12 protein-coding genes are annotated in these 17,060 nt (G+C 73.1%); 4 read left to right on the top strand and 8 right to left on the bottom strand.

Translation table 11 applies throughout. The features are described 5' to 3' along the window. Positions 1-25 precede the first annotated feature (25 nt). The 5 genes from OO63_RS07425 to OO63_RS07445 form a co-directional block, all read right to left on the bottom strand. Positions 26-2,158 (bottom strand): 3-hydroxyacyl-CoA dehydrogenase NAD-binding domain-containing protein, encoded by a 2,133-nt coding sequence (locus tag OO63_RS07425; RefSeq protein ID WP_030357204.1) that lies wholly within the window; start codon positions 2,156-2,158, stop codon positions 26-28. Next, positions 2,155-3,381 (bottom strand): thiolase family protein, encoded by a 1,227-nt coding sequence (locus tag OO63_RS07430; protein ID WP_030357203.1) that lies wholly within the window; start codon positions 3,379-3,381, stop codon positions 2,155-2,157. The genes OO63_RS07425 and OO63_RS07430 overlap by 4 nt, the downstream gene beginning before the upstream one ends. Positions 3,382-4,393: 1,012 nt before the next feature. Beyond that, positions 4,394-5,689: a ribonuclease D gene (locus OO63_RS07435; protein WP_030360266.1), complete on the bottom strand. Its 1,296-nt coding sequence runs from the start codon at positions 5,687-5,689 to the stop codon at positions 4,394-4,396. A 78-nt stretch (positions 5,690-5,767) separates the two neighbouring features. Then, positions 5,768-6,430 carry a response regulator transcription factor gene (locus OO63_RS07440; RefSeq protein WP_016643199.1) on the bottom strand — a complete coding sequence of 221 codons (663 nt, stop codon included), beginning with the start codon at positions 6,428-6,430 and terminating at the stop codon, positions 5,768-5,770. 328 nt (positions 6,431-6,758) lie between these two features. Next, a complete protein-coding gene (locus OO63_RS07445; protein ID WP_063750376.1) occupies positions 6,759-7,418 on the bottom strand; it encodes a DUF3000 domain-containing protein in 660 nt (219 codons plus the stop codon). A 345-nt stretch (positions 7,419-7,763) separates the two neighbouring features. Between OO63_RS07445 and hemE the strand changes: the two genes are divergently transcribed. Beyond that, positions 7,764-8,828, top strand: coding sequence for a uroporphyrinogen decarboxylase (gene hemE / locus OO63_RS07450; protein ID WP_030360268.1), 1,065 nt, complete (start codon positions 7,764-7,766; stop codon positions 8,826-8,828). A 790-nt stretch (positions 8,829-9,618) separates the two neighbouring features. On the opposite strand, the gene OO63_RS07455 is transcribed toward hemE, so the two are convergent. Together OO63_RS07455 and OO63_RS07460 are read right to left on the bottom strand one after the other, a co-directional pair. Continuing rightward, on the bottom strand, positions 9,619-11,004 hold the full coding sequence (locus tag OO63_RS07455; RefSeq protein ID WP_030360269.1) for an FAD-dependent oxidoreductase: 1,386 nt from the start codon (positions 11,002-11,004) through the stop codon (positions 9,619-9,621). A gap of 85 nt (positions 11,005-11,089) precedes the next feature. Next, entirely contained in the window at positions 11,090-12,142 is a 1,053-nt protein-coding gene (locus tag OO63_RS07460) for a DUF4349 domain-containing protein (protein WP_078618998.1), read from the bottom strand. Between the two features lie 357 nt (positions 12,143-12,499). Here OO63_RS07460 and hemG point away from each other — a divergent pair, with 357 nt between their 5' ends. The 3 genes from hemG (at position 12,500) to OO63_RS07475 (ending at position 15,280) form a co-directional block, all read left to right on the top strand. Then, positions 12,500-14,005: a protoporphyrinogen oxidase gene (gene hemG, locus OO63_RS07465; protein WP_078618990.1), complete on the top strand. Its 1,506-nt coding sequence runs from the start codon at positions 12,500-12,502 to the stop codon at positions 14,003-14,005. A gap of 4 nt (positions 14,006-14,009) precedes the next feature. Continuing rightward, positions 14,010-14,729, top strand: a complete 720-nt coding sequence (gene hemQ / locus OO63_RS07470) for a hydrogen peroxide-dependent heme synthase (protein ID WP_030360272.1) — start codon at positions 14,010-14,012, stop codon at positions 14,727-14,729. A 167-nt stretch (positions 14,730-14,896) separates the two neighbouring features. Beyond that, positions 14,897-15,280, top strand: a complete 384-nt coding sequence (locus tag OO63_RS07475) for an RNHCP domain-containing protein (RefSeq protein ID WP_030360273.1) — start codon at positions 14,897-14,899, stop codon at positions 15,278-15,280. A gap of 87 nt (positions 15,281-15,367) precedes the next feature. On the opposite strand, the gene OO63_RS07480 is transcribed toward OO63_RS07475, so the two are convergent. Continuing rightward, positions 15,368-17,038 carry an alpha/beta hydrolase gene (locus OO63_RS07480; RefSeq protein WP_030360274.1) on the bottom strand — a complete coding sequence of 557 codons (1,671 nt, stop codon included), beginning with the start codon at positions 17,036-17,038 and terminating at the stop codon, positions 15,368-15,370. Between the last annotated feature and the right edge of the window lie 22 nt (positions 17,039-17,060).

Raw genomic sequence — 17,060 nt, forward strand, 5'->3', positions numbered from 1 at the left:
GTACCGGGCACTGAGGCTTTCCCTGCTACGCGGGGACGCTCGCGAGCCCCTGCTCCAGGAACCGCTTGCCGTTCACGCGCTCGCTGACACCCTCACGGTCCAGGTACGGCGTGATCCCGCCCAGGTGGAAGGGCCAGCCCGCGCCGGTGATCAGGCACAGGTCGACGTCCTGCGCCTCGGCGACGACACCCTCGTCGAGCATGAGCCCGATCTCCTGGGCGACGGCGTCGAGCACGCGGGCCCGCACCTGCTCCTCGGTCAGGACGGAGTCGCCCTGCGTAAGGAGCGCGGCGACCTCCGGGTCGAGCTCCGGCTTGCCGCTGTCGTACACGTAGAAGCCGCGCTTGCCGGCCTCGACGACGGCCTTCAGGTTCGGCGACACCGTGAAGCGGTCCGGGAAGGCGCGGTTCAGCGTCTCCGAGACGTGCAGGCCGATGGCCGGGCCGACCAGCTCAAGCAGGACCAGCGGCGACATCGGCAGGCCGAGCGGCTCGACGGCCTTCTCGGCGACCGGCACCGGGGTGCCCTCGTCGATGACGTTCTGGATCTCGCCCATGAAGCGGGTCAGGATGCGGTTCACGACGAACGCCGGGGCGTCCTTCACGAGCACCGCGGTCTTCTTCAGCTTCTTGGCGACACCGAAGGCCGTGGCCAGCGAGGCGTCGTCGGTCTGCTCGCCGCGCACGATCTCCAGGAGCGGCAGGATCGCGACCGGGTTGAAGAAGTGGAAGCCGACGACCCGCTCGGGGTGCTTCAGCTTGGAGGCCATCTCCGTCACCGACAGCGAGGAGGTGTTGGTCGCGAGGATCGCGTGCGCCGGGGCGACCGCCTCCACCTCGGCGAACACCTGCTGCTTGACGCCGATCTCCTCGAAGACGGCCTCGATGATGAAGTCCGCGTCGGCGAAGCCCTCGGCCTTGTCCAGGACACCCGTGACCAGGGCCTTCAGACGGTTGGCCTTGTCCTGGTTGACGCGCCCCTTCAGCAGGAGCTTGTCGATCTCGCCGTGGACGTACGACACACCCTTGTCCACGCGCTCCTGGTCGATGTCGGTCAGGACGACCGGCACCTCCAGGCGGCGCAGGAAGAGCAGCGCCAGCTGCGAGGCCATCAGGCCTGCGCCCACGACGCCGACCTTGGTGACCGGGCGCGCCAGGTTCTTGTCCGGGGCGCCCGCGGGGCGCTTGCCGCGCTTCTGCACCAGGTTGAACGCGTAGATGCCGCTGCGGAGTTCGCCGCCCATGATGAGATCGGCGAGCGCCTTGTCCTCGGCGTCGAAGCCCTTCTGCAGATCGCCGTCCTTGGCGGCGGCGACGATCTCCAGGGCGCGGTACGCGGCCGGGGCGGCGCCGTGCACCTTGGAGTCGGCGATGGCGAGGCCGCGGGCGACCGCCGCGTCCCAGCCCTCGCCGCGGTCGATCTCGGGGCGCTCTACCTTGACGGTGCCGTTGAGGACGGAGGCCGTCCACACCAGCGACTGCTCCAGGAAGTCGGCGCCCTCGAACAGCGCGTCCGCGATGCCGAGTTCGAAGACCTGCTTGCCCTTGAGCTGCTTGTTCTGGTTCAGCGAGTTCTCGATGATGACCGAAACCGCGCGGTCCGCACCGATCAGGTTCGGGAGCAGCGTGCAGCCGCCCCAGCCCGGGACGAGGCCCAGGAAGACCTCGGGCAGCGAGAACGCGGGCAGCGCCTTGGAGACGGTGCGGTACGCGCAGTGCAGACCGACCTCGACGCCACCGCCCATGGCGGCGCCGTTGTAGTACGCGAACGTCGGCACCGCGAGGCCCGCGAGCCGCTTGAAGACGTCGTGGCCGCCCTTGCCGATGGCCAGCGCGTCCTCGTGCCGCTTCAGTATCTCGACGCCCTTGAGGTCGGCGCCGACGGCGAAGATGAACGGCTTGCCGGTGATGCCGACACCGACGATCGTGCCCTCGGCCGCCTCCTTCTCGACCTGGTCGATCGCGGCGTTCAGGTTCGCCAGCGAGCCCGGGCCGAAGGTGGTCGGCTTGGTGTGGTCGAAGCCGTTGTCGAGGGTGATGAGGGCGAACCGCCCGGCGCCCGCGGGCAGGTCGAGGTGACGTACGTGAGCCTGCGTCACGACCTCGTCCGGGAACAGCTCGGCCGCACCCTTCAACAGCTCAGTGGTGGTGGTGCTCACTTGTCGCCTCCGGCGTCCTTGTGGTGCGGGTTCTCCCAGATGACCGTGGCGCCCATGCCGAAGCCGACGCACATGGTGGTCAGGCCGTAGCGGACCTCGGGCTGCTCCTCGAACTGCCGCGCCAGCTGCGTCATCAGGCGCACGCCGGACGAGGCGAGCGGGTGGCCGAAGGCGATGGCGCCGCCGTACTGGTTGACGCGGGCGTCGTCGTCGGCGATGCCGTAGTGCTCCAGGAAGGCGAGCACCTGCACGGCGAAGGCCTCGTTGATCTCGAAGAGGCCGATGTCGGAGATGGAGAGGCCCGCCTGGGCGAGGGCCTTCTCGGTCGCCGGGATCGGGCCGTAGCCCATGACCTCGGGCTCGACTCCCGCGAAGGAGTACGAGACCAGCCGCATCTTCACCGGGAGACCGTTCTCCCGCGCGAAGTCCTCGGAAGCGATGATCGAGGCGGTGGCGCCGTCGTTGAGACCCGCCGCGTTGCCCGCGGTGACGCGGCCGTGCGTACGGAACGGCGTCTTCAGGCCGGACAGGTTCTCCAGCGTCGTGCCCGGACGCATCGGCTCGTCCTGGGTGGCGAGCCCCCAACCGGTCTCGCCCGCCTCCTCGTTGGTGCGGCGTACGGAGATCGGCACCAGGTCCTGCTGGATCTTGCCGTTGGCGTACGCCTTGGCGGCCTTCTCCTGCGAGCGCACGGCGTACTCGTCGGCGCGCTGCTTGGTGATGGAGGGGTAGCGGTCGTGCAGGTTCTCGGCGGTCATGCCCATGAACAGGGCGGACTCGTCGACGAGCTTCTCGCTCACGAACCGGGGGTTCGGGTCGACGCCCTCGCCCATGGGGTGACGGCCCATGTGCTCGACGCCACCGGCGATCACCGCGTCGTACGCGCCGAAGGCGATGGAGCCCGCGGTCGTGGTGACGGCGGTCAGCGCGCCCGCGCACATGCGGTCGATCGAGTAGCCCGGCACGGACTGCGGGAGCCCCGCGAGGATGCCCGCCGTGCGGCCGATCGTGAGCCCCTGGTCGCCGATCTGCGTGGTGGCGGCCACCGCGACCTCGTCGATCTTGGCCGGGTCCAGGGCCGGGTTGCGGCGCAGCAGCTCCCGGATGGCCTTCACGATGAGGTCGTCGGCGCGGGTCTCGTGGTAAATGCCCTTGGGGCCCGCCTTGCCGAACGGGGTGCGGACGCCGTCGACGAAGACGACGTCCCTGACGGTACGAGGCACGATGGCTCTCCTCCAGGGTGCGGTGCGCCTGCGGCGCGCTTCCGGCTGCCATGCTACTTGTCGGTAACTATGAGGCCAAGGGCTGGTCGGGGGAGGCACACATCACATGCGGTGCGCATCCCCGGACGACCACCTCCACCCCCACATCTCCGCCCCGCGTCCCTCCTCCCACACCTGCCACCCCTCCGCCCCTTTGCCCCTTTGCCCCGGGCGACCGCGGCCCCGGCGGCACCCCGGGCGCGCCGGCTGAGCCTGGCCCCGCCACCCTGCTGCCTCCCCCCCCCCCCCCCCCCGCGGGGCGCTTCCCCACCCGCCCACCCGTGACTGCCGTCCCAGGCGCACCCCCGGCGAGCGTCGACCGGGTGCCGGGTCTGCCCTCCCCGGCACCCCTCGCCGTCTCCCTGCCTCCGCCCGCCCACCCGTTCACTGCCGTCCCAGGCGCACCGTCTGCGGTGGGTGGTGCGCTTATGGGTGCGGGTGGGCTGTCGGTACCCGCCTACCCGTGACTGCCGTCCCAGGTGCACCGTCTGCGGTGGGCGGTGTGCCTATGGGCGCGGGTGGGCTGTCGGTGCGTCCCCCTGCGTAGCCGCGAAGCCGCGAAGCCGCGTGTCCCTGTCGCTCTGCGTGGTGGTGGCTGCCATCCCCGGTGGGTCGGCCTGAAGTCGGCGCGCGGGGCGCCGCCAGGGTGCGGTGGCCGGGGCGTGTCGGTCGGTCGGCCTGTCGTCACGGTGTGGGGACGGGGCTGTCGCTCGACCTGCTGCCAGGGTGTGGGCGCGGGCCGTTACGTGGGCTGGGGTGTCGGGCTGAAGCCCGCCTGCAAGGTGATGGGCGGGTGGGTGGGGAGGACCGCCGCGCAGCGGCGGGGGAGGGCGCCCCCGGGCAAAGGGCGAGGCGCCCTCGGTGGGTGAGGGCGCCTCTGGTGGGCGCTGGTGGCCCGGGTCAGCGATCGTGGCCCGGTTGGCCCGGTTGGCCCGGTTGGCCCGGTTGGCCCGGTTGGCCCGGTTGGCCGGGGCTATGGGGCCGGGGTCGTGAGGGCCCTGGTGAGTGTGGGGGTTACCTGGGTGATTTGCCAGGGGCGGGCGCCGTGGGTGGTGAGAGCCGCGGCGACCGCGTCGGGGGTGAGGTCGGACGGGGGCTCCCAGCAGACGCGGCGGACCGTGTCGGGGGTGATCAGGTTCTCCTGGGGCATGTTCAGACGCTCGGCGAGCGCGGAGACGGCGGCGCGCGCGGCGGAGAGCCGCGCGGCCGCGGCCGGGTCCCGGTCGGCCCAGGAGCGGGGCGGCGGCGGCCCCGCCACTGCCTGCCCGGGCTGCGGCAGCTCGGCGTCCGGCAGCGCCCGGGCGCGATCGACCCCGGCCTGCCACTGCTCAAGCTGCCGCCGCCCCATCCGGTGCCCGAAGCCGGGCAGCGCGGTGAGGGCGTGCACGTTGGGGGGCAGGGCGAGCGCGGCCTCCACGATCGCGCCGTCGCTGAGCACCTTGCCGGGCGAGACGTCACGCCGCTGCGCGATCCGGTCCCGGGTCACCCACAGTTCCCGTACGACAGCCATCTGCCGCCGACGACGGACCTTGTGCATGCCGGACGTCCGCCGCCAGGGATCCTTGCGCGGCGGCGCGGGCGGCGCGGAGGCGATGGCGTCGAACTCCTCGCGGGCCCACTCCAGCTTCCCCTGCCGGTCCAGCTCCTTCTCCAGGGCGTCCCGCAGGTCGACGAGCAGCTCCACGTCCAGCGCGGCGTACCGCAGCCAGGGCTCGGGGAGGGGGCGGGTCGACCAGTCGACGGCGGAGTGGCCCTTCTCCAGGACGTACCCGAGGACGCTCTCGACCATGGCGCCGAGCCCGACCCGGGGGAATCCGGCGAGCCGTCCGGCGAGCTCCGTGTCGAAGATGCCGGCCGGGACCATGCCTATTTCCCGCAGGCACGGCAGGTCCTGGGTGGCGGCGTGCAGCACCCACTCCGTGCCGGCGAGCGCCTCGCCGAGCCCGGACAGGTCGGGGCAGGCGACGGGGTCGATCAGCGCGGTGCCCGCGCCCTCGCGGCGGAGCTGGACCAGGTACGCGCGCTGGCCGTAGCGGTAGCCGGACGCCCGTTCGGCGTCCACGGCCACCGGTCCCGTACCGGCGGCAAATGCCGCGATGACCTGCGCAAGCGTCGCGGGGTCGGCCACGACGGGCGGAATGCCGTCGCGCGGTTCGAGGAGCGGGGTGGGAGTCCCTTCGACGGAGACGCCTGTGACGCCTTCGTCCGGAGGAGCGCCTCCGGTGGTTCGCAGTGAACTGTCTGCTGCGGTCTCTTGGGCGTCGGTCACCTGTCAAGGGTATCTGTGAACGCACGGCGCCCGTCGACGGAACGTTACGTCGACGGGCGGCCGGGGGGTGTAAATCGGTCAGTGGATGATTCCCGTGCGCAGGGCCACCGCGACCATGCCCGCCCGGTCGCCGGTGCCGAGCTTGCGTGCGATGCGGGCGAGGTGGCTCTTGACGGTCAGTGCGGACAGGCCCATCGAGACGCCGATGGCCTTGTTGGACTGCCCCTCGGCCACCAGGCGGAGAACCTCCACCTCGCGGCCCGACAGCTCGCGGTAGCCGCCCGGGTGGCTCGGGGTGCCCGGCGGGCGCCGGTGCATACGGGCGGCGGCGGAGCCGATGGGGGCGGCGCCGGGACGGGTGGGCAGACCCACGTTGGTACGGGTGCCGGTGACGACGTAGCCCTTGACGCCGCCCGCGAGGGCGTTGCGCACGGCGCCGATGTCGTCGGCGGCGGAGAGCGCGAGTCCGTTGGGCCAGCCCGCGGCGCGGGTCTCGGACAGGAGGGTCAGGCCGGAGCCGTCGGGAAGGTGGACGTCGGCGACGCAGATGTCGCGGGGGTTGCCGATGCGGGGACGAGCCTCCGCGATGGACGAGGCCTCGATGACGTCACGTACACCGAGGGCCCACAGGTGGCGGGTCACGGTGGAGCGGACGCGGGGGTCGGCCACGACGACCATGGCGGTCGGCTTGTTCGGGCGGTAGGCGACCAGGCTTGCGGGCTGCTCGAGGAGAACGGACACCAGGCCTCCTGGGGTGGCGGGTCGGGACCGGCTCGGGGATGAAGCCGGGACGAACCGTACGTTTCAAGGTCACAGACCTCTTCGGCACCAATGGCACCCGCCTTTAGGGGATGATCACGATTTGGTGAGTAACAAATTCGGGCGATTCGGACACGTGATCGATCATCCGACGATCAACCCCTCTCACCAGGCGTGCCGTTCCCGTCGCCCGCGCTCGACCCCAGGCCGCGTCAACGCCGGGGGTCATCGCCGTGCCCCCGGGGCGCCGTCGTGACGGTGCCCCCGGCGGCACCGTCGTGACCGCCGGGGGCACCGCCGTGCCGCGCCCTCAGGTGGAACGGGGTCCCCGCCGCTGCGGCAGCGACACCACCGAGCCGTCGGCCGCCGCGACCGGCGGCAGTCCCGCGATCTGGCACAGCAGGTCGCACCACGCCGCCAGGTGCGCCGCCGTGTCCGGCACCCCGGCGGTCGACTCGCGCGGCGTCCAGGACGCGCGGATCTCGATCTGGGAGGCGGGCGGGCGCTCGGCGAGCCCGCCGAAGTAGTGCGAGCCCGCCCGCGTCACCGTCCCGCTCGGCTCCCCGCACGCCAGGCCCCGGGCGGCGAGCGCACCCGTCAGCCAGGTCCAGCACACCTCCGGAAGCAGCGGGTCCGCCGCCATCTCCGGCTCCAGCTCCGCCCGCACCAGCGTCACGAGCCGGAACGTCCCCTGCCAGGCGTCGTGCCCGTCCGGGTCGTGCAGCAGCACGAGTCTGCCGTCCGCCAGGTCCTCCTCGCCGTCGACGACGGCCGCCTCCAGCGCGTACGCGTACGGGGCGAGCCGCTGCGGCGACCGGGTCTGTTCGACCTCGATCTGCGGCCGCAGCCGTGCCCCGCGCAGCGCGTCGACGGCAGCACGGAACGGCGGTGGACCCGCGTCCGCCACCACCCCCTGCGCGCCGTCCATCTCGCCCGCGTCGTCCGACCGTTGTTCTTGAGCCGCAGCCATGCGGGGAAGATTAAGGGGAACGGCGCCTCCGTGCAGGGAGGCGCCCCTCTCGGGGCGCGCTTTGCTCACTCCTTGACCCCGGCTCGGGGTGGTCGGTGGTTGCCGCGCTGCGCGCTTGTCCTCAAGCGCCGGACGGGCTGGCTCCTCCCGGGTGTGGGTCTTTGTCCGGCCCGCCGTGGGGGTGCGGGGCCGTCGCGCTTGCGCGCTCGTCCTCAAGCGCCGGACGGGCTGAGATGGGCTCGTGCTCGCGTTCTGGACGGGCTGGGGTGGGTTCGTCCTCGCGTGCTGGGTGGGGTGACGTCGGCCCGGCCTCTCGTTGCTCTGGGCGCGTGGGAGACTTTGGGGGTGAGTGTCAATGACGAGGCCACGGGCCGGCGAAACGCAGCTACGTACGACTCCGCATTCCTGAAGGCGTGCAGGCGTGAGCCCGTGCCGCACACGCCGGTGTGGTTCATGCGGCAGGCCGGGCGCTCACTGCCCGAGTACCGCAAGGTGCGCGAGGGCACGGCCATGCTGGAGTCCTGCATGATGCCGGAGCTCGTCACCGAGATCACGCTGCAGCCGGTGCGCCGCCACGGCGTCGACGCGGCGATCTACTTCAGCGACATCGTCGTCCCCCTCAAGGCCATCGGCATCGACCTCGACATCAAGCCGGGCGTCGGGCCCGTCGTCGAGCAGCCGATCCGCTCCCGCGCCGACCTCGCGCGGCTGCGGGACCTCACGCCCGAGGACGTCTCCTACGTCACCGAGGCCATCGGGATGCTCACGCGCGAGCTGGGCGAGACGCCGCTCATCGGATTCGCCGGTGCGCCTTTCACCCTCGCGAGCTACCTCGTCGAGGGCGGTCCGAGCCGTAACCACGAGCACACCAAGGCCATGATGTACGGCGACCCGCAGCTGTGGGCCGACCTGCTCGACCGGCTCGCGGAGATCACCGGCGCCTTCCTGAAGGTGCAGATCGAGGCCGGCGCGAGCGCCGTGCAGCTCTTCGACTCCTGGGTGGGCGCCCTCGCCCCCGCCGACTACCGCCGCTCCGTGATGCCCGCGTCCACCAAGGTCTTCGAGGCCGTCGCGGGGTACGGCGTGCCGCGCATCCACTTCGGCGTCGGTACGGGTGAACTGCTGGGCCTGCTCGGCGAGGCCGGGGCCGACGTGGTCGGCGTGGACTGGCGCGTGCCGCTCGACGAGGCCGCCCGGCGCGTCGGGCCCGGCAAGGCGCTCCAGGGCAACATCGACCCCGCCGTCCTCTTCTCCAGCCGCGAGGCCGTCGAGGCGAAGGCCGACGAGGTGCTCGCCGCGGCCGCCGGGCTCGAGGGTCACATCTTCAACCTCGGCCACGGCGTCCTGCCCAGCACCGACCCCGACGCCCTCACCCGGCTCGTGGAGTACGTCCACACGCGTACCGCCTGATCGTCGTCGGGACTGCCCCGGCCGCCTCCTGGCGGCGGCCGGAGCAGCGGTCCCGTCCGTCCCGGAGCCCGACGCCGCACGCGACGCCCCCCCTCGCCCCGGGACGGAACCCCCCCATCAACAGAACCCCCTCTTCCTTCCGCGGCCGGACTCCCACCCGCCCCCCGACGGGTGGGAATCCGGCTCGCGCGCCCCGGTGAAGGCCACCGGACCGAGGTCCGGCAAGCCCGCGCCCGAGGGCTTCCACCCCCCCCAGCGACCCGAACGCATGTTGCCGTGTGTGTTCGTTCCGCTCTGACGCGTCACATAGTGCGTCCCGTCCGTGAGACCTGTGCCGATTCTGTGAAAAGTGGCGGAAAAGAGCAGGTAGTCGCTGATGGGTGCGGCGCGGGGCGCGTGGGGCCCGTGGGGAGGCGCGTGGTGCCGTCGGGTGTCCGGTGGTGAGGACGGCGTGGCCGCTCAGCGGGGTGTGGGCTGCCTCGCCGCCGTAGTGCGTGGCACTTGCATGTATGGGGCGTGCGCCCGGCGTGTTCGGCTTTTTGCAGTGGACCGGACCAATGAAGGGAATCGGCCACGCCCCAGGGCTTGCCGAATGCCGTGGCGGAATGCCGGAAAGCGCGTTCTGACCTGCACGGCAGACGCGTTCCGGGGGAGCGGTGCGCGGTGGGTATCAGGCCCCGCGCCCCGCCGTGCCGCGCACCGTCCCGCCGTGCCCCCGAAACCCGCCGCCGCAAGGGTGCGGACCGCGCCAACGGCAGGGCGGTGCCGCCGCTGCCGCCGACGCCGTCCCTCAGGCCCCGCCCGCCCGCACCGCCGACACCGCCTTGCGCGCCGCCACCAGGACCGGGTCCCACACGGGTGAGAACGGGGGCGCGTACCCGAGGTCGAGCGCCGTCATCTGCTCCACCGTCATGCGCGCCGTCAGCGCCACGGCCGCCACGTCGACCCGCTTGGCCGCGCCCTCACGGCCCACGATCTGGACGCCGAGCAGCCGGCCCGTGCGCCGCTCGGCCAGCATCTTCACCGTCATCAGGGCCGCCCCGGGGTAGTAACCGGCCCGGCTCGTCGACTCGATGGTCACCGCCGCGTACTGCAGGCCCGCCGCCCGCGCGTCCTTCTCCCGCAGGCCCGTGCGGGCGATCTCCAGGTCGCAGACCTTGCTCACGGCGGTGCCGACGACGCCGGGGAACGTGGCGTACCCGCCGCCCACGTTCGACCCGATGATCTGCCCGTGCTTGTTCGCGTGCGTGCCGAGCGCGATGTGCCGCTCCCGGCCCGAGACCAGGTCGAGGACCTCCACGCAGTCGCCGCCCGCCCAGATCGCCCCGTCCGCGACCGGCCCGCGCACCCGCATCGCCAGGTCGGTGAGCAGCCCGCCGTGCTCCCCGAGCGGCAGCCCGGCGGCGCGGGCGAGGGCGGTCTCGGGACGGACGCCGATCCCCAGGACCACCACGTCCGCGGGGAACTCGCGGTCCTCGGTGGCCACGGCCCTGGCCCGGCCGTCGTCCGCCGTGAGGATCTTGGTGACCTCGGCGTCGTTCACCATCGTGATGCCCATGCCGGTCATCGCCTCGCGCACCAGGCGGCCCATGTCCGGGTCGAGCGTGGACATCGGCTCCTTGCCGCGGTTGACCACCGTGACCTCGTAGCCCCGCCCGATCAGCGCCTCCGCCATCTCCACGCCGATGTAGCCCGCGCCGATCACCACGGCCCGGCGGCCCGGCGTCCCGGTGAGCGTGTCGAGGAGCGCCTGCCCGTCGTCCAGGGTCTGCACGCCGTGCACGCCCGGCGCGTCGATGCCGGGCAGGTCCGGGCGCAGCGGCCGGGCGCCGGTGGCGATCACGAGTTTGTCGTACGCGGTCCACTCCTCGGCGCCCGAGGCGAGGTCCCGGGCGCGCACCCGGCGCTCCCGCGCGTCGATCTCGACGACCTCGGTACGCATCCGCAGGTCGATGGAGCGTTCCCGGTGCTCCTCGGGCGTCCGCGCGATCAGGTCGTCCCGCTCGGCGACGTCGCCGCCCACCCAGTAGGGGATCCCGCACGCCGAGAACGAGGTGAAGTTGCCCCGCTCGAAGGCGACGATCTCCAGCTCCTGCGGCGACTTCAGTCTGCGTGCCTGCGACGCGGCCGACATCCCGGCCGCGTCCCCTCCGATGACCACCAGTCGTTCACTCATGCGGACACGCTACGGGGCGGGGGCAGTTCGGGTCCCGGTGCCGCCCCCGGCACGGCACCGGGACCCCGCCCCCACCCCGCGCAGGTCAGGAACCCCCCGACGGCTTCGGCGGGTTCGGCCCGCTCGCACCGCCCGCCCCGGAGGCGCCGGAGCCGCCCGACCCGCTGCCGCCGGAGCCGCCCGTGCCGCCTGGACCGCCGCTCCCGGCGCCGCCCGCGGGCGCCGCAACCGCCCGCCGCCCCGTCCACGGCCGCACCACCCGCAGCCACAGCAGCACCAGCAGCGCCGCGACCGCCGCGAACGGCAGGGCCGCCGCCAGGGCCACCGCCAGCCAGCCCAGCATCGTCACGAAGGCGCCCCAGCCGCCGGACAGCGCGCCCGCGAACGTCGGTCCTTCGTCCTCCTTGCTGTCCGCACCGGTCTCCGGCGACTCGGACAGCGTGAGCGTGATGGTGGCCATCGTCGTACGGTCCTTCAGTGAGGACTGCCGCGCGAGAAGCGCCTCCAGGTCCGCCTGACGACCGCTCAACTCGCCCTCCAGTGAGACGATGTCACTGATCTTCGTGGCCTTGTCCATCAGGGCCCGCACCCGCGCCACGCTCGCCCGCTGCGTCCTGATCCGGCTCTCGACGTCCACGACCTCCTCGGTGACGTCCTCGGCCTTGGCGTTGCGGCTGATCAGCTTTCCCGTGCCCGCGAGGTCGGAGAGGACCTGCTCGTAGCGGTCCTGCGGGACGCGCAGGACGACGCGGGAGCGGTCGTGGCCGCGCCGGTCGCGGTCGGTGGACTCGTCGCCGACCAGACCGCCCGCGCCCTCGGCCGCGGTCCGCGCCCGCTCCAGGGCCTTCGGTACGTCCTTGACGCGTACGGTCAGCGACGCAGTGCGGATGACGTGGGTGTCGGCGGGACGCAGCGGCCCGGACGGGTTCCTGGCGTCGCCGCCCGCGCGCTTCTTCCCGCCCTCGGCCCGGTCGCCGTCCGCCCCGCCCTCGTCCCGCAGGGCGGCGCTGTCGTCGCCGGGCCCCTGACTGGCCTGCGCCCCCGCGGCCCGGTCACCGCCGGAGCCGCTGCTCTTGTCGCCGTCGTCGTCACCGCTCGCACCGCACCCCGCGAGCGCGAGCGTCACCGCGAGGAGCAGCGCGGCGAGCCCGCCGAGCGGCCCCCGCCGCGCCCGGCCGAGGGGCACCGACGCGCCCGGAGCCGGTGGCGTGTCGGCGGGCGCGGGCCGCACGCCCGTACCGGATGGCCCTGACGGCCCTGACGCCCTTGACGTGTGCATCGACGTACCCCCGAGGTCGTGGTGAGTGTGCTCCTACGACGCCGGGACCGGTCGCGGTGTTCGGTCCGTGTGGTCCCGATGAGGTCCCGGCGCGGTCACGGAGGGGACTCGTCCGGAAGTGCGCGCGGGGGCCCGGACCGGACGGGGGCGGGCGCGTGAAAGGGGCGGGCGCGGGTGCCAGGAAGCGGTCCCGAGCTGCTCTGAGAGAGTGGGGGCATGCGCGCAGCGGACACACGGACGAGCCAGGAACCTTCTGCCCCTACTTCCCCCGGTGGTCCTCCCGGTGGGCTCGGGCACGTCGTCGTCATCGGTGGTGGCATCGCGGGGCTCGCCGCCGCTCATCGGCTTCTGGACGCGGGGGCGCGCGTCACCGTTCTGGAGGCCTCCGACCGGCTCGGCGGGAAGGTGCGGGCGGGGGAGATCGCGGGTGTGCGTGTCGACCTCGGGGCCGAGTCGATGCTGGCGCGCAGGCCGGAGGCGGTCGGGCTTGCCCGTGAGGTCGGGCTCGGCGACCGGCTTCAGGCGCCGGCGACGGCGAGTGCCGCGATCTGGACCCGCGGGGCGCTGCGCCCCATGCCCAAGGGGCACGTGATGGGCGTGCCCGGTGATGCCTCCGCCGTCGCCGGAGTGCTCTCCGACGAGGGCCTGCGCCGCATCGAGCGGGACCGCGAGCTGCCGCCCACCGAGGTCGGTGACGACATCGCTGTCGGGGAGTACGTCGCCCGGCGGGTCGGCCGCGAGGTCGTGGACCGGCTCGTGGAGCCGCTGCTCGGCGGGGTGTACGCCGGGGACGCGTACCGCATCTCGATGCGCTCCGCCGTCCCGCAGCTCTTCGAGGCCGCCCGCACCCACACCTCCCTCACCGAGGGCGTCCGCGACCTCCAGGCGCGGGCCGCGGGGAACCAGCAGCCCGGACCCGTCTTCATGGGCATCGACGGCGGCGTCGGCCGACTGCCCCTCGCCGTCGCGGAGTCGGTGCGGGCCCGGGGCGGCGAGATCCTCCTGAAGTGCGCGGCCCACGGGCTGCGCCGGGTCGAGGGCGGCTGGGAGGTGTACGTCGACGACTGGGACCTGGAGGCCGACGCCGTCGTCCTCGCCGTGCCCGCTCCGCACGCCGCCCGCCTCCTGGAGCACGACGTCCCCGGGGCCGCGGCCGAGCTGCGCGCCGTCGAGTACGCCTCCATGGCCCTGATCACCCTCGCCTACCGCCGGGCCGACGTGGGCGCGCTGCCCGACGGGAGCGGGTTCCTGGTGCCGCCCGTGGACGGGCGCACCATCAAGGCGTCGACGTTCGCGAGCCAGAAGTGGGGGTGGATCGCGGCGCAGGACCCGGACCTGTTCGTGCTGCGCACGTCCGTCGGGCGGTACGGGGACGAGAAGGACCTGGGCCGCCCGGACGACGAACTGGTGGGCATCTCCCGCGGGGACCTGCGCGCCGCCACCGGCCTGGACGCGGCGCCCGTCGCCTCGGCCGTCACACGCTGGGACAGCGGCCTGCCGCAGTACCCCGTCGGCCACCACGCGCGCGTGGCCCGCGTCCGCGAGCACGTGGGGCGGATGCCGGGCCTCGTGGTCTGCGGAGCGGCGTACGACGGAGTGGGGATCCCCGCCTGCGTCGCCAGCGCGAACGCGGCCGTCGACCAGCTCACCGGGGACCTTTCCGCCGTGCGCGAGCTCACCGCCAACCCGGTGCAGAGCCTGCACGGCGGCGCGGGAGAATAGCCGCATGAGTGACGACGCCCCCGCCAAGATCCCGAACGCCGGCAAGAAGGCCAAGGACCTCAACGAGGTCATCCGCTACACCCTGTGGTCCGTCTTCAAACTGCGCGACGTCCTGCCCGAGAGCCGCCTCGGGTACGCCGACGAGGTCCAGGAGCTGTTCGACAAGCTCGCTGCCCGGGACATCACCGTCCGCGGCACCTACGACGTGTCCGGCCTGCGCGCCGACGCCGACGTCATGATCTGGTGGCACGCGGAGACCGCCGACGAGCTCCAGGAGGCGTACAACCTCTTCCGGCGCACCAAGCTCGGCCGCGCCCTGGAGCCGGTCTGGTCGAACATGGCGCTGCACCGCCCCGCCGAGTTCAACAAGTCGCACATCCCGGCGTTCCTCGCCGACGAGACGCCCCGCGACTACGTCTCGGTGTACCCCTTCGTGCGCTCCTACGACTGGTACCTGCTGCCCGACGAGGACCGCCGCCGCATGCTCAAGGACCACGGCATGATGGCCCGCGGCTACCCCGACGTGCGCGCCAACACGGTCGCCTCGTTCTCCCTCGGCGACTACGAATGGCTGCTCGCCTTCGAGGCGGACGAGCTGTACCGCATCGTCGACCTGATGCGGCACCTGCGCGCCTCCGAGGCCCGCATGCACGTCCGCGAGGAGGTCCCGTTCTACACCGGCCGCCGCAAGTCCGTGGCGGACCTGGTGGCGGGTCTGGCGTAGCCGGTAATTCGGTTGCCGCGCCCGCGCGGCACGGGTTTCATCGAGAGGTCGGGCCGACTGGGGCCCGGCCTCTCGTGCGTGGACAGAAAGCCGGTGTTGTATGCCCAGGGCCCTGCGGAATCTCTCGACTTCACCCCATTCCGCATCGCTCAGGAGTCCTCTCTCCCATGTCTCAGAGGTCACGCAACACCTCCCGACGGGCGCGCACTGAAGCACGCGCCCAGTCCTTCCGCTGCCTCCACTGCGGCCTCGACGTCTCGATGACCGCACCCGGCACCGACCACCGCAACCACTGTCCGAACTGCCTCTGGAGCCGTCACCTCGACGACACCCCCGGCGACCGGGCGGCGGACTGCGGAGCCAGGATGGAACCCCTCGCCATATCCGTCAGAGGAGACGGCGAGTGGGTTCTCGTCCACCGCTGCACCCATTGCGGCGTCCTGCACGCGAACCGCACCGCGGGCGACGACAACGTCTTGCCGCTGACCCGGCTGGCGGTGCGGCCTCTGGCGCAGTCGCCCTTCCCGCTGGAGAGGCTCGGCATGCTCTGAGTCCGGTGACCCGCGGGTCCGTTGTGGCTGGGCGCGCCCGCGCGGCGGAGCCGCACAGGGATACGGCCCCGCGCCCCTTCGGGCGCTCTACAGCGGCTTGGGGAGTTCCGCGGCCCGCGCCCCCGACAGCGGCTTCGGCTCCGGGTGCGGCGCGCACGACGCGCGTCGCGCCGGGAGTTCGCCCTCCAGGAGATACGCCTCCACGTGGCCGTTGACGCACGCGTTCGGGCCGCCCGCGATGCCGTGCGTGCCCGCGTCCTTCTCGGTCACCAGGACCGAACCCGCGAGCCTGTGGTGCAGTTCGAGAGCGCCCTCGTACGGCGTCGCCGCGTCCCGCTCGGCGGCCAGGATCAGGGTCGGCGGCAGGGCGCCCGGGGCGGTGCGCACGTCGAGGGCCCGCTGGCGCGGCTCGGGCCAGTAGGCGCACGGCAGGTTCATCCAGGCGTTGTCCCAGGTCTCGAACGGGGCGAGGCGCGCGAGGGCGGAGTTGTCGCGGTCCCAGGTGGGGAAGTCGGTGGGCCAGGCCGCGTCGTTGCACTCGACGGCCGTGTAGACGGCGTTGCCGTTCTCGTCCTCGGCGGCCGCCGCCGGGTGCGGCGCGGCCTGCTGGATCAGCGGCTTCGGGTTGCCCTTCAGGTACTGCGACAGGGCCGTCGCCCGCATCGGCCAGTAGTCGTCGTAGTACGCGGCCCGCAGGAACGCCGCCCGCAGCTGCGAGGATCCGACCTTGCCGCCGGCGGGCTTGTGCGTCAGCTCGGCGCGGACGCTCTCGTAGGAGCGCTGCACCTCCTGCGGGGTCGTGCCGAGGCCGTACGCCTTGTGGTGCTTGGCGACCCAGGTGCGGAAGTCCGCCCAGCGGCGCTCGAAGGCGAAGGACTGGTCGAGGTTGTTGGCGTACCAGATCTGGTCCGGGGCCGGGTTGACCGCCGAGTCGAAGACCATGCGGCGCACATGGCCGGGGAACAGCGTGGCGTAGACGGAGCCGATGTAGGTGCCGTACGAGGCGCCCATGAACGTCAGCTTCCGCTCGCCGAGCGCGGCGCGCAGGACGTCCAGGTCACGGGCGTTGTTCAGGGTGGTGTAGTGGCGCAGGTCCGGGCCCGCGTTCCGGGCGCAGCCGCGCGCGTACGCCTTCGCCTGGGCGATCCGCTCCGCCTTGTACGAGGCGTCGGGGTGCGTCGGCGAGTTGGTGGGCGCCTTGGTGAACTGCTTCGGGTCCTGGCAGGACAGCGGCGCGGAGCGGCCGACGCCGCGCGGCGCGTAGCCGACGAGGTCGTACGCCGCCGCGACGCGCTTCCACTCCGGCATCGGGCCGACCATCGGGAAGTACATGCCGGACGCGCCCGGGCCGCCCGGGTTGAAGACCAGCGCGCCCTGCCGCGACACCACGGCCCGCCCCGACTTCCCGGTGGCCTCGACGCGGCTGACGGTCAGTCGGATCTGCTTGCCGTCGGGGTGGGCGTAGTCGAGGGGGACGGTGACCGTGCCGCACTCCACGGACGGCGGCAGGTTCTCCACCTGCGGGCAGGCGCCGAAGTCGATGCCGGTGGTCTGGGCGCGCTGGGCGGCGAGCGCGGTGCCGAGGGTCTCGGGGGAGGGGGTGGCGGGGGCGCCGGGGGCGCCGGGGACACCGGGGAAGGAGGCGGTGGCGGCGCTGCTCGCGGGGGCCGCGGCGAGGGCGGTCAGGACGAGGGAGCCGATGGTTCCGACGGTTCTGGCGGCTCTGTACCGGGCGGCGGCTGTTGCTGGTGCTCTCATCGCTGTTCTGTGTCCCTTTCGC

The sequence above is a fragment of the Streptomyces alboflavus genome, from assembly GCF_000716675.1.
Taxonomy (GTDB): Bacteria; Actinomycetota; Actinomycetes; order Streptomycetales; family Streptomycetaceae; genus Streptomyces; species Streptomyces alboflavus.

What these genes read in the sequence shown, in the direction of transcription:
- OO63_RS07445 (WP_063750376.1), bottom strand. Translation starts at nt 7,418, where the DNA reads ATGGCTGCGGCTCAAGAACAACGGTCGGACGACGCGGGCGAGATGGAC.
- OO63_RS07455 (WP_030360269.1), bottom strand. Translation starts at nt 11,004, where the DNA reads ATGAGTGAACGACTGGTGGTCATCGGAGGGGACGCGGCCGGGATGTCG.
- hemG (WP_078618990.1), top strand. Translation starts at nt 12,500, where the DNA reads ATGCGCGCAGCGGACACACGGACGAGCCAGGAACCTTCTGCCCCTACT.
- hemQ (WP_030360272.1), top strand. Translation starts at nt 14,010, where the DNA reads ATGAGTGACGACGCCCCCGCCAAGATCCCGAACGCCGGCAAGAAGGCC.
- OO63_RS07475 (WP_030360273.1), top strand. Translation starts at nt 14,897, where the DNA reads ATGTCTCAGAGGTCACGCAACACCTCCCGACGGGCGCGCACTGAAGCA.
- OO63_RS07480 (WP_030360274.1), bottom strand. Translation starts at nt 17,038, where the DNA reads ATGAGAGCACCAGCAACAGCCGCCGCCCGGTACAGAGCCGCCAGAACC.